The sequence below is a fragment of the Streptomyces sp. NPDC050264 genome (genome assembly GCF_040655895.1).
In the GTDB taxonomy this organism is placed as follows: Bacteria; Actinomycetota; Actinomycetes; order Streptomycetales; family Streptomycetaceae; genus Streptomyces.
This window is the reverse complement of sequence record NZ_JBFAKV010000001.1, coordinates 493,380-506,117: the sequence shown is the minus strand read 5'-3', so window position 1 is coordinate 506,117 and position 12,738 is coordinate 493,380. Positions and strand designations below refer to the sequence as shown.

At 72.0% G+C, this 12,738-nt stretch carries 9 protein-coding genes; 8 read left to right on the top strand and 1 reads right to left on the bottom strand.

Annotation, left to right across the window (positions count from 1 at the left end):
* Positions 1-315: 315 nt before the first annotated feature.
* The 8 genes from leuS to holA all read left to right on the top strand — a co-directional run bounded on the left by leuS (position 316) and on the right by holA (position 12,161).
* Positions 316-3,222: a leucine--tRNA ligase gene (gene leuS, locus AB0J02_RS02265; RefSeq protein WP_363191606.1), complete on the top strand. Its 2,907-nt coding sequence runs from the start codon at positions 316-318 to the stop codon at positions 3,220-3,222.
* Positions 3,223-3,356: 134 nt separating this feature from the next.
* Complete coding sequence (locus AB0J02_RS02260; protein ID WP_363191605.1) at positions 3,357-4,040, top strand: hypothetical protein; 684 nt, start codon at positions 3,357-3,359, stop codon at positions 4,038-4,040.
* A 93-nt stretch (positions 4,041-4,133) separates the two neighbouring features.
* A complete protein-coding gene (locus AB0J02_RS02255; protein ID WP_363191604.1) occupies positions 4,134-4,982 on the top strand; it encodes a DegV family protein in 849 nt (282 codons plus the stop codon).
* A 565-nt stretch (positions 4,983-5,547) separates the two neighbouring features.
* The gene (locus AB0J02_RS02250; protein WP_363191603.1) at positions 5,548-6,267 is read left to right on the top strand and encodes a ComEA family DNA-binding protein; all 720 of its coding nucleotides are present in this window, start codon (positions 5,548-5,550) and stop codon (positions 6,265-6,267) included.
* Between the two features lie 188 nt (positions 6,268-6,455).
* Complete coding sequence (locus AB0J02_RS02245; RefSeq protein WP_363191765.1) at positions 6,456-9,224, top strand: ComEC/Rec2 family competence protein; 2,769 nt, start codon at positions 6,456-6,458, stop codon at positions 9,222-9,224.
* Positions 9,225-9,572: 348 nt separating this feature from the next.
* Positions 9,573-10,454 carry a YceI family protein gene (locus tag AB0J02_RS02240; protein WP_363191602.1) on the top strand — a complete coding sequence of 294 codons (882 nt, stop codon included), beginning with the start codon at positions 9,573-9,575 and terminating at the stop codon, positions 10,452-10,454.
* Between the two features lie 66 nt (positions 10,455-10,520).
* Positions 10,521-10,766, top strand: a complete 246-nt coding sequence (locus AB0J02_RS02235; RefSeq protein ID WP_363191601.1) for a hypothetical protein — start codon at positions 10,521-10,523, stop codon at positions 10,764-10,766.
* Between the two features lie 405 nt (positions 10,767-11,171).
* Positions 11,172-12,161, top strand: coding sequence for a DNA polymerase III subunit delta (gene holA / locus AB0J02_RS02230; RefSeq protein ID WP_363191600.1), 990 nt, complete (start codon positions 11,172-11,174; stop codon positions 12,159-12,161).
* A 271-nt stretch (positions 12,162-12,432) separates the two neighbouring features.
* Here the strand turns inward: holA and rpsT are convergent, their stop codons facing one another.
* Positions 12,433-12,699 (bottom strand): 30S ribosomal protein S20, encoded by a 267-nt coding sequence (gene rpsT / locus AB0J02_RS02225; protein ID WP_363191599.1) that lies wholly within the window; start codon positions 12,697-12,699, stop codon positions 12,433-12,435.
* Positions 12,700-12,738: the final 39 nt, after the last annotated feature.

Genomic DNA, 12,738 nt, shown 5'->3' with positions numbered 1-12,738 from the left:
GTACGAGGTTTGAGTTATCTCGTCGTTATCTAGAGGCGGCCTGGTATTTGCGTTGCCCCGATAGCGGGCGGTACGCGGAGTAACCGTTGGCCATGGGTGGGGCCTGTGGAAGCCCGTCGCGGCCCGCGTGGGGGCTGCGGTACCCTGACGCCATGCGTGCCGTACGCCTTCTGCTTAGTGAGCCGCGCTGATCAGTCCCGACCCGCCTTCGCGCGTGTGGTCGGCATCGGCGCGGCGTCCCCTCCTGTGCGAGGGGCTTTTTCATTTCCCGAGCACTGGCAGCCGGCAGAGACGATCGATGGAGCTTTGAGGATCATGAGCGAGACGAATACTGCCGCCGCTTCCGAGGCGGCGGTCGCACCGCACCGCTACACGGCGGCCATGGCTGCCGACATCGAGGCACGCTGGCAGGACTTCTGGGACGCCCACGGCACGTACGAGGCGCCCAACCCGACCGGTGACCTGGCGGGCGACCCGGAGGTCGCCGCCCGGCCCAAGAAGTTCGTCATGGACATGTTCCCGTACCCCTCGGGCGCGGGCCTGCACGTCGGTCACCCGCTGGGCTACATCGCCACGGACGTCTACGCGCGCTACCAGCGCATGACCGGGCACAACGTGCTGCACACCCTGGGCTTCGACGCGTTCGGCCTGCCGGCCGAGCAGTACGCCGTGCAGACGGGCACCCACCCGCGCACGTCGACCGAGGCCAACATGGAGAACATGAAGGTCCAGCTGCGCCGCCTGGGCCTGGGCCACGACAAGCGCCGGTCGTTCGCCACGATCGACCCGGAGTACTACAAGTGGACGCAGTGGATCTTCCTGCAGATCTTCAACTCCTGGTACGACGACGAGCTGAAGAAGGCCCGTCCGATCGCCGACCTGGTCAAGCAGTTCGAGACCGGTGAGCGCGCCGTCGACGGCGGCCGTTCCTGGACCGGCCTGAGCAAGGCCGAGCAGGCCGACGTCCTCAGCGGGTACCGCCTGGCGTACGCCTCCGACGCGCCCGTGAACTGGGCGCCCGGCCTGGGCACCGTCCTGGCCAACGAGGAGGTCACCGCCGACGGCCGCTCCGAGCGCGGCAACTTCCCCGTCTTCAAGGCGAAGCTGCGCCAGTGGAACATGCGCATCACCTCCTACGCGGACCGCCTGCTGGACGACCTGGACGGCCTGGACTGGCCCGAGGCGATCAAGCTGCAGCAGCGCAACTGGATCGGCCGCTCCGAAGGCGCCCGCATCGACTTCGAGGTGCCGTCCGGCTCCGGTTCCGGCGCGGAGGCGATCACCGTCTTCTCGACCCGCCAGGACACCCTGTTCGGCGCCACCTACATGGTGCTGGCGCCCGAACACGACCTGGTGGACCGGATCGCCCCGGCCGCCTGGCCCGAGGGCACCCACGACGTGTGGACGGGCGGCCACGCGACGCCCGCCGAGGCCGTCGCCGCCTACCGCAAGCAGGCCGCCTCCAAGTCCGACGTCGAGCGCCAGGCCGACGCCAAGGAGAAGACCGGCGTCTTCACCGGCGCGTACGCGATCAACCCGGTCAGCGGCGAGCAGGTCCCGGTCTTCATCGCCGACTACGTACTGATGGGCTACGGGACCGGCGCGATCATGGCCGTCCCGGCGCACGACGTCCGCGACTTCGCCTTCGCGCGCGCTTTCGAGCTGCCGATGCGCTGTGTCGTCGAGCCCTCGGACGACCGCGGCACCGACACCGCCACGTGGGACGACGCCTTCGTCGCGTACGAGGCGAAGCTGGTCAACTCCGCGGGCGAGGGAATCAGCCTGGACGGACTGGGCGTCACCGACGCCAAGGCACGGATGACCGAATGGCTGGAGCGCAAGGGCATCGGCCACGGCACCGTCAACTTCCGGTTGCGCGACTGGCTGTTCAGCCGGCAGCGCTACTGGGGCGAGCCCTTCCCGATCGTCTACGACGAGGACGGCATCGCCCACGCGCTGCCCGAGTCGATGCTGCCGCTGGAGCTGCCGGAGGTCGAGGACTACAGCCCGCGCACGTTCGACCCCGACGACGCCGACACGCAGCCCGAGACGCCGCTGTCGCGCAACGACGAGTGGGTCCACGTCACCCTGGACCTGGGCGACGGCGCGGGGCCGAAGAAGTACCGCCGCGAGACCAACACCATGCCCAACTGGGCGGGCTCGTGCTGGTACGAACTGCGCTACCTGGACCCGCACAACAGCGACAAGCTGGTCGACCCGGACGTCGAGCAGTACTGGATGGGCCCCCGCGAGGGCATGCCCACCGGCGGCGTCGACCTGTACGTGGGCGGTGCCGAGCACGCCGTGCTGCACCTGCTGTACGCGCGTTTCTGGTCGAAGGTGCTGTTCGACCTGGGCCACATCTCCTCGGCCGAGCCGTTCCACAAGCTGTTCAACCAGGGCATGATCCAGGCCTACGTCTACAGGGACGCGCGCGGGATCGCGGTACCCGCCGCCGAGGTGGAGGAGCGCGACGGCGCCTTCTGGTTCGAGGGCGAGAAGGTCTCGCGGCTGCTGGGCAAGATGGGCAAGTCCCTGAAGAACGCGGTCACGCCGGACGAGATCTGCGCCGAGTACGGCGCGGACACGCTGCGCCTGTACGAGATGGCGATGGGCCCGCTGGACGTGTCGCGGCCGTGGGACACGCGCGCGGTGGTCGGCCAGTTCCGCCTGCTGCAGCGCCTGTGGCGCAACGTGATCGACGAGGCGACCGGCGAGGTCACCGTGGTCGACGTGCCCGACGCGGAGATCGACCCGGCCACGCTGCGCGCCCTGCACAAGGCGATCGACGGCGTCCGGGGCGACCTGGAGGGCATGCGCTGCAACACCGCCATCGCCAAGGTCACCGAGCTGAACAACCACCTGACCAAGGTGGGCGGCGCCCTGCCGCGCTCGGTCGCCGAGCGACTGGTGCTGCTGGTCGCGCCGCTGGCCCCGCACGTCGCCGAGGAGCTGTGGCGCAAACTGGGCCACACCGACTCGGTCGTCCACCGGGACTTCCCCGTCGCCGACCCCGCGTACGTCGTCGACGAGGCCGTGACCTGCGTCGTGCAGATCAAGGGCAAGGTCAAGGCCCGCCTGGAGGTCTCCCCGTCGATCTCGGACGAGGAGCTGGAGAAGGTGGCCCTGGCCGACGAGAAGGTCGTCGCGGCGCTGGCCGGCGCCGGTATCCGCAAGGTCATCGTGCGGGCGCCGAAGCTGGTGAACATCGTGCCCGCGTAGGCATCGTGCCCGCGTAAGCACTCAGGGTTGTTCCCTACGGGCAGGTTGGGGGTTCTGATGGAACCCTCGGCCTGCCCGCTCCGTTTACGGTGGAGAAGCGGGACAACGGGGTACGGACGAATCGGAGGAGCGCCGTGGAAACTGTGCTGGTGATCGTGGCGCTGATCTTCATCGCATTTCTGGTGCTCGGCGCGTACGCGACGGTGAAAGTGGTCGGCGCGGCCAAGCGCGGCGTGGACCGCACGGTCGGGCAGGCCCGGCGGGCGGTGGAGGACACCACCCTGCGGGCCAGATCCTTCACGCAGCCCGGCACAACGAGCCAGTTGGCGCAGTTGCGGCTGAAGCTGCGCACCTCCATGCGGGCCACGCAGGACTCGCTGCACGCGCGCGTCGGCGAGGACGTCACGCTCAAGGAGTCCCTCGGCCTCTTCGAGCGGCTGAGCGCGCACGGGCACGAGCTGGACAGCGAGCTCAAGCGCCTGGAGACCGAGCCCGACAAGGCCCGCGTGGCTGCCCTGCTGCCGGAGCTGAAGGCGCGCACGGAGCAGATCACGGCGTCCGCCGACGCGCTGCGGCACGCGGCCCGGGACCGGGCCAGCCGCTTCGCGGGCGACGACCTGGACTCGCTGCGCGCGCAGATCGACCTGGAGGCCGGGGCGCTGCGGCACTGGACGACCGAGGACGTCACGCCGGGCGCTCCGCAAGGCGCCGAGGGCGCGGGTACGGATCAGGAGCCCGCGCGGCCCGCGATCACTCCGCCAGGTGTGCGGCCGGTGTATCCGTGGCAGAAGAAACCCCGTCCCGAGAGCACGACTTGATCCCTGAGGTCCTTGGCCGACGGACGCCCGTCGGCAGCCGGCCGGTGGGGGCCGGGCTGCCGCCGACGGGCCCCGGCGGGTAACCTCCGGTGCATGTCCCGCCATGTCGCGATCGTCACCGATTCAACGGCCTACCTGCCGCAGCGGACGATGGAGCGCCACAGCATCACGGCGGTGCCGCTGACCGTGGTCCTGGGCGACCGGGCGCTGGAGGAGGGCACGGAGATCTCCGCCCGCTCGGTCGCCGAGGCGCTGCAGAAGCGCCGTTCGGTGACGACGTCGAGGCCCAGCCCCGAACAGTTCGCCGAGACCTACCGCAAGATCGCCGAGTCCGGTGCCACCGGCATCGTCTCGCTGCACCTGTCCGCCGAGTTCTCCGGGACGTACGACGCCGCGGTCCTGGCCGCACGGCAGTCGCCGGTCCCGGTACGGGTCGTGGACACCGGCATGGTGGCCATGGCCCTCGGGTTCTGCGCGCTCGCGGCGGCGGAGACGGCCGACGCCGGCGGCACCGTCGACGAGGCGGTGACGGCGGCGGAGAAGCGGGCCGCGGACACCTCCGCCTATTTCTATGTCGACACCCTGGACTATCTGCGCCGCGGCGGACGGATCGGCGCCGCGCAGGCGTTGCTCGGCTCCGCGCTCGCCGTCAAGCCGCTGCTGCAACTCGACGGCGGCCGCATCGAGTTCATGGAGAAGGTTCGCACGGCGTCGAAGGCGATCGCGCGGCTGCAGGAGATCGTCGCAGAGCGTGCGGGCAGCGGGCAGGTCGACATCGCCGTGCACCACCTGGCGGCGCCGGACCGGGCGGAGGCGCTGGCCGGCTGGTTGCGCGAGCATGTGCCGGGCCTCGGCGAGCTGCATGTCAGCGAGGTCGGGGCGGTGATCGGGGCGCACACCGGGCCGGGGCTGTTGGGGGCGGTGGTGTCGCCTCGGGCCTGAAGACGCGGGCGCGTTATTTTCGCGGGTGGGCTGTGGGCTGTGGGCTGTGGGCGATCCCGGGGCGATCTCCGGGCGAGCTGGGCATCGGTGGGGCACCTGTGGGCGGGTCTGCGGGTGAGGGAGTTATCCACAACTGCCAGGTTCTCCACGGGAATTGACCAAGATCCACTGGTTCGCCGCGGGATGTCTACCGTCTCGTGACATGGCACTTCGATCACTGGCCCGAACAGCACGGGCATCCAGCGGGCCGGGGCGCGTCCCCGCTTCCGACAGCCGCGCACAGCACCGGCACGCCGTCCGACGGCGTACGCGGCGCAGGCACCTCGCGGCGGAGCGGACGCGGCTGCGGGCGGAGGCGTTGTTCGCGCCGCCGCCGCCGCCGCAGCAGCAGCGGTCCGCGGAGCCCGGGGCGGCGCCGGGGGAGGCGGTCTCGGCTGTTCCGGCGGTTCCGGCGGTTGCGGTGGTTTCGGGGGTTCCGGCGCGGGACCCGATGCCGGACGTCCCAGATCCGTTCCCCGATCCGATCCCTGCGTGTGGGCCCCGGGCCGAGCCCGCTCCGGAGCCGGTGCAGTCGTGGCGTGAGCGGGTCGCGCTCGGCGTGCGCGACCGGGTGCCGCTGTGGGTGCAGACGAGGTGCGGGATCGAGCGCCGCGGCGCGGTGGCGCTGGTCGTCGTCCTCGGTGTGGTGGCGCTCTTCGCGGTGCAGCACTTCTGGGCGGGCCGGACGCAGCAGGTACGGGCGCCGGAGACGGTCCGCGCCGCGGCGCCGCAGATGATGGAGCCGTCGGATGTCCCTGCCTCCCCGGCCGCGCCAGGAGCCGTCGCGCCGGGACCCGGGGCGACGGGCAGTGCGGGGATCATCGTGGATGTCAGCGGCAAGGTCCGCAGGCCCGGAGTGCAGCGGCTGCCCGCAGGGGCCCGGGTGGCGGACGCGTTGCGGGCGGCCGGTGGGGTCCGCCCCGGAACGGACACCGCGGGGCTCAACAGGGCGCGGCTCCTGACCGACGGCGAGCAGGTACTGGTGGGCGCCCAGGGGGTGGCGGCCCCGGTGCCTGCGGCGCCGGGTGGTGGGTCCGCCGGGGCGGCTCCCGCGGGGCCGATCGGCCTCAACACGGCCACGCCGGAACAGCTCGACACGTTGCCCGGCGTCGGGCCCGTGCTGGCCCAGCACATCATCGACTACCGCACGGAGCACGGGGGTTTCCGCTCCGTCGACGAACTGCGCGAGGTCAACGGGATCGGGGACCGCCGCTTCGAAGACCTGCAGAACCTTGTGCGGCCATGAGGGGCACACGCGTCGACCGTCGACGTCGTTCGCCATTGGCTCCGGGTCCGGCACGGGTTTCGGATCCGGTACGAGTTTCGGCCTCGGCCTCGGCTCCGGATCCGGCACGGGTTTCGGCTCAGGCTCCGGTTCGGGCATCGGCCTCGACCGGTCGACTCGGCGACGCGGACCCGCGTCAAGAGGAGTCGCTGGACTTGAGGTTGGTGCCGCCGGCACTCGCGGCATGGCTGACGGCGGCGGTGGCCTTGACGGCTCCCTGGCGCTGGGCGGTGGTCGTGGCGGCGGTGAGCTTGGTCGCCGGCCTGGCGTTCCTGGTGGCGTCGGGGCGTGGGCGCCGACGGCAGGGGGGTGCGGCGCGGGGCGCCAGCGGCACGCGGTTGGGCCACGGGGTGGGCGTGGCGTCCGAAGGTTCGGCGCCCGGGGGTCACGTTGCTGGAGGCTCGGATCCCAGAAACCCGGTGCTTGAAGGGCCGGTGCCTGGAGGCTCGGATCCCAGAAACCCGATGCCTGAAGGGCCGGTGCCTGGAGGCCCGGCGCCCAGAAACCCGGCGCCCAGAAACTCGGCGCCCGGGGGCTTGGCTCGGGGGAACCCGACTCCCGGAGGCCCGGCCCCGGGGGACCTGACTTCCGGAGGCCCGGCCCCCGGAAGCCCGGCGCCCGGAAACCCGGCCCTCCAAGACCCACCCCCGCCGGCCACCCCAACTCACCCCTGGCGGAGCCCATCCGTCGCCGTGCTTCTGTTCTGCATCGCCGCGGCCGCGGCCTCCGCGGGGTTGCACGGGGCCGATCTGCACAGAGGGCCCGTGCCGGGGCTCGCCGTTCAACATGCGCGGGTGGACGCCGAGTTGGAGGTCACTTCCGATCCGCGGGTCACCCGGCCCCGGATCACGGGGGACCACGCGGCGCCGTCCGCCGTATTGATCGAGGCGGACGTGGTGCGGGTGAAGGCGCCCGACGGGGCGGTGTCGCGGACCAGCGTGCCGGTTCTGGTCCTGGTCGAGGCGCGGGGCGGTCCCTGGCTGTCCCTGTTGCCCTCCACGCGGATCGCCGTCAGGGGCGGGCTGGTTCCGCCGCTGAGGAACGGCGACCGGATCGCGGCAGTGCTGCGCGTGGCGCACGGGGAGCGGCCGCGCGTGGTGGCCGGGCCGAGCGGTCCGCAGCGCCTGGCCGGGGCGCTGAGGGCGGGGCTGCGCGAGGCGACGGACGGCCTGCCGGGGGACGCGCGGGCGCTGCTGCCGGGCCTGGTGGTCGGCGACACCGCGCGCGTCACGTCGGAGTTGCACGCGGCGTTCCAGGCGACGGACCTGCTCCATTTGATGGCGGTCAGCGGGGCCAATTTTACGATCTTGCTTGCCTTGTTGATCGGCCCGCCCGGCATCGCGCACCGCGTCGAGCGCAGGGGTCTCGCGCCCCGGATCGGCCTGTCCCTCAGGGCGACGGCACTGCTGGGAGGGGTTCTCACGCTCGGGTTCGTCGTGGTGTGTCGGCCCGAGCCGAGCGTGTTGCGGGCGGCGTCGTGCGGTGCCATCGCGCTGCTGGCCGTCGCCACCGGGCGCCGCAGATCCCTGATCCCGGCGCTGGCCACGGCGGTGCTGCTGCTCGTTCTCTACGACCCCTGGCTGGCGCGGAGTTACGGGTTCCTGCTGTCGGTGCTCGCCACCGGGGCGCTGCTGACGCTGGCTCCGCGGTGGAGCGCGGGGCTGCGGCGGCGCGGGGTCCCGGCGCGGCTGGCCGAGGCGCTGGGAGCGGCCGGGGCGGCGCAGGCCGTGTGCGCGCCCGTCGTCGCGGTTTTGGCGGCGCGGGTGAGTCTGGTGGCGGTGCCGTGCAATCTCCTCGCGGAGTTCGCCGTGGCTCCGGCGACGGTGCTCGGGTTCGCCGCGCTCGCGACGGCGCAGGTGGCGATGCCGGTGGCCGAGTTCTTCGCGTGGTGCGCCGGTTGGCCCGCGGGGTGGATCGCGGACATCGCGCGGGCGGGGGCCGCGTTGCCGGGCGGCGGGGTGGACTGGCCCGGGGGCTGGCGCGGCGGAGTGTTGCTGGCGGTCGGCACGGTGGTGGCCGTGTGGTTGGGGAGGAGAGTGCTGAGGTCGCCGTGGGTCGTCGCGGGCTGTGTGCTGGTGCTGGTTCTGATGGTGGTGCGGCCGCCGCCGCTCACCCGGGTGATCACGGGCTGGCCGCCACCGGGTTGGCGCCTGGTCATGTGTGACGTGGGGCAGGGGGACGCGCTGGTGCTGGCAGCGGGGGCCGGGGCGGGCGTGGTGGTGGACGCCGGGCCCGATCCGCTGCTCGTGGACCGGTGCCTGCGTTCGCTCGGTATCACGAAGGTTCCGCTGGTGCTGCTCACGCACTTTCACGCGGATCATGTGGCGGGCCTCGCTGGGGTGTTGCGCGGGCGCTCCGTCGGGGTGATCGAGACGACCGGGTTCCAGGAGCCGGTGGGCCAGGCCGCGTTCGTCCGGCGGCTCGCCGCGCGGCACGGTGTCCCGGTGGCCGGCGCGGTGGCGGGGGAGCGGCGCAGGACCGGGCCGCTCGACTGGGAGGTGCTGTGGCCGCCGAGGCCGATGGTGACTCCGGACGGCCCGAACGACGCGAGCGTCACGCTGTTCGTGCGCACGGCGGGGCTGACCATGCTGCTGCTCGGGGATCTCGAGCCGGCCTCGCAGCGAGCCCTGTTGAGAACCGGCGACGGGGCCCGGCTGCCCCCGGTCGATGTGCTGAAGGTCGCCCACCACGGTTCGGCGTACCAGGATCCGGGGCTGCTGCGCCGGGCCGCGCCCCGGCTCGCGCTGATCTCGTGCGGGGTCGACAACCCGTACGGGCATCCCTCGCCGCGCACGGTGGGGGCGCTGCAAGGGCGGGGTGCGGCCGTGCTGCGGACGGACCGGGACGGGGCGATCGCGGTCGTGGGCCGGGACGAGGGCGGCGGACGCGGGCTGGGGGTGGCGCACAGCGGACGCTGATCCGTCGACGCGTGGGCCGGAATCGGCGGGGGAGGAAGCCGAGTTGGGAACAGGCGGCGCGGCACTGCCGGTACCTGTCGGCGGCTGTGCGCAGGCTGTGTATGACGCGCTCGGGACGCTGCTGCCCGGGAGGGCGCCGGGCGAGTGCTACCCGTGAGTAGAAATGCCTCTGAGCTGGCCAAACGCCATCCGGAGCATCCAATTCCTCTCACTCGCGGGCAGCAGCGCACCTTCCCCTCGATTCCCGCGATGTGGGTCCGTGTTGCCTCGAAAGCCGCAACGGTGATCGAATGCTGTTTCGTTCAAGCAGCAACGATCGTCGCCAAGGCGCACTGGGGTGGGTAGGTCATGTTCGGCCGCAGGCTGGGAAACCGTACGAACCGGGTCCAACGGACAAGTCCTCTGGCGGGGTTGACGGTGCCGCCCAGTGCGGGCGTGCTCAGCTGCCGCGTCCTCGACCCGGTCAACGAGCCGGTGAAGGACGCCGAGTTGGCGGTGAGCGACGCGATGGGGCGCAAGGTCGTCAGCGGGGGGACCGACCCGTTCGGCTCGTTCGTGGCGACCGTGCCCGCCGGTGACTACCGGCTGGCCGTGTCGGCGGAGGGGTACGCCCCGTTCCACGGCGGCGCCACGGTCGCCGAGAGCGGGCACGCCTCGCTCGGGGACGTCATGCTCCAGGTCTCCCCGCCGCCGCAGCTGCCCGCGCCGGGCGAGTGGGAGATCGAGCCGACGCACTCCTCGATCGCGTTCACCGCACGGCACATCGGGCTCGCCCGGATCCACGGCCGGTTCAACACCTTCGCGGGTGCGCTGCGGCTTGCCGACCGCATCGAGGAGTCCGCGATGCACGTCGTCATCGACGCCTCGTCCATCGACACGAACGTGCGGATGCGCGACGACCACCTCAGGTCGGCCGACTTCCTCGACGTCGACCACTTCCCGACCCTGGAGTTCTACGGCGACCGCTTCACGCACAAGGGCGGCAGCCGCTGGACGATCACCGGAGCGCTGACGCTGCACGGAGTGACACGCACGGTCACCCTGGACGCCGAGTACCTCGGGCTCGGCAACGGCATGGAGGGCGAGACCCGTGCCGCCTGCCGCGCCACCGTGGAGCTGCACCGCGACGACTTCACCGTCAGCTGGCAGACCATGCTCGCGCGGGGCATCGCCGTCGTCGGCTCCAGCGTCCGGATCGAGCTCGACGTGCAGATCGTGCCCAAGAACTGAGTCCCGAATGTCCAGGGTGCGGGGCGACGGTGCGGCGGCGGTCGGCGCGTAGCGGAAAATGGTGCCGTGAGCGATGTGAGACACGTACTGGTACTGCCCGACCGTGACGCCGCGCAGGAGGCCGCGGAAGGGCTCAAGGAGCGCTTCGGTGTCGCCGAGGAACCGCAGCTCGTACGGGACGCGCTGGCCGGCGAGGACGACGCCGAGGACGCGCAGTGGCTGGTGGTCGTGGAGGACCCGGGGAACCGCCTCGACCCCGGGGAACTGGACGAGTTCGCGGCCGGCTGGGACGGCTGGCGCGAGGAGCCCTAGGGTCAATGCCGTTGCCTTAGCCGCGATCTTGGTGCGTGCACCCCCGAGCGCAGGCGCGGCGCGCATCCTGGTGACATTCTCAAGATCCGCAGGAGTCCACCGTGCCACGGCGGTTCATGAGCCTGGGGCGACGAAGGGCAAGATCGCCCGTAACGCAACGGCATTGGCCCTAGGGTCTGTCTTCAGACTCCCCTCTGCCCGGCGACGTTCGGCACGCGCTCTCGCCGCACCGGGCGCGAAGCCGAGTACGCCCTGTGCGAGGCCCTGCATCCGGCCCGCCGAGAGCGCACGCACCGAACGCCTCCGGCCGCCCTCCGGGCGACGAGGGGAGTGTGAAGACAGACCCTAGCCGGGAGGCCTTCGGCCCGGCCGGTTTGTCAGTGGCCCGTGGGATGCTTGTCCGCGATGGCCAGGAAGAGTGCACACGACGAACCCCTCGCCCCGCTCACCGTTGCGGTGGGCCAGGAGGACCTGCTGCTCGACCGCGCGGTGCAGGAGGTGGTGGCGGCCGCCCGCGCCGCCGACGCGGACACCGACGTGCGTGACCTCAGCTCCGACCAGCTGCAGCCCGGCACGCTCGCCGAGTTGACGAGCCCGTCGCTGTTCGCCGAGCGCAAGGTCGTCGTCGTACGCAATGCGCAGGACCTGTCGGCGGACACCGTCAAGGACGTGAAGGCGTACCTCGGCTCGCCCGCCGAGGAGATCACCCTGGTGCTGCTGCACGCCGGGGGCGCCAAGGGCAAGGGGCTGCTCGACGCCGCGCGCAAGGCCGGCGCCCGGGAGGTCGCCTGCCCGAAGATGACCAAGCCGGCGGACCGGCTGGCCTTCGTGCGCAGTGAGTTCCGGGCACTCGGGCGGTCCGCGACCCCGGAGGCCGGCCAGGCGCTCGTCGACTCCATCGGCAGCGATCTGCGGGAGCTGGCATCCGCCGTGACCCAGCTCGCCTCCGACATCGAGGGCACGATCGACGAGGCCGTCGTCGGGCGCTACTACACGGGGCGGGCCGAGGCGTCCAGCTTCACCGTGGCCGACCGGGCCGTGGAGGGGCGGGCAGCGGAGGCCCTGGAAGCCCTGCGGTGGTCGCTGTCGACCGGCGTCGCGCCGGTGCTGATCACCAGCGCCCTGGCGCAGGGCGTGCGCGCCATCGGCAAGCTGTCCTCCGCGCGCGGAGGCCGTCCCGCGGATCTGGCGCGGGAGCTCGGGATGCCGCCGTGGAAGATCGACCGGGTGCGGCAGCAGATGCGTGGGTGGACTCCGGACGGGGTCTCCGTGGCGCTGCGGGCCGTGGCCGAGGCCGACGCCGGTGTGAAGGGCGGCGGGGACGACCCGGAGTACGCGCTGGAGAAGGCCGTCGTGACGATCGCGCGGGCCGCACGCGCGCGGGGCCGTGCGTAGCGCGAGCCGCCCGCAGCCAGGACCAGGAGCAGCCGGCACCCAGCACGGACCGACAGCACCACGAGCGGTCAGGGCCACACGCCGAAGCCCCGCTCTGTCGGAACAGGGCGGGGCTTCGGGTGACGCATGTGGTGAGCCCACACCCGCGTGGCGAACGCAGTCGCGTGCGGGCTCGGGGTGCCGGTCGGGGGCGGATGAGAGAGGGCCCGCCCGGGTCCTTCCGGCGTCGGATCAGCTCCCGGACTCGACATCCGGGAAGAGAAAGAAGAGATCAGCCCTTGAGGGCGGCGACCTTGGAAGCAAGCGCCGACTTCTTGTTGGCGGCCTGGTTCTTGTGGATGACACCCTTCGAGACGGCCTTGTCGAGCTCACGCGCGGCAGCGCGCTGGAACTCGGTGGCCTTCTCGACGTCACCCGCGGCAGCGGCCTCGCGGGCCTTGCGCACCGCGGTCTTCAGGGAAGACTTGACGGACTTGTTGCGCAGCCGAGCCTTCTCGTTGGTCTTGATCCGCTTGATCTGGGACTTGATGTTCGCCACGAAATGAGCCTTTGCAGGTTCAGGCACGGGGCCGGTGAA

Coding starts and splice junctions, on each gene's coding strand:
- AB0J02_RS02240 (WP_363191602.1), top strand. CDS start 9,573: ATGTTCGGCCGCAGGCTGGGAAACCGTACGAACCGGGTCCAACGGACA.
- leuS (WP_363191606.1), top strand. CDS start 316: ATGAGCGAGACGAATACTGCCGCCGCTTCCGAGGCGGCGGTCGCACCG.
- AB0J02_RS02255 (WP_363191604.1), top strand. CDS start 4,134: ATGTCCCGCCATGTCGCGATCGTCACCGATTCAACGGCCTACCTGCCG.
- holA (WP_363191600.1), top strand. CDS start 11,172: ATGGCCAGGAAGAGTGCACACGACGAACCCCTCGCCCCGCTCACCGTT.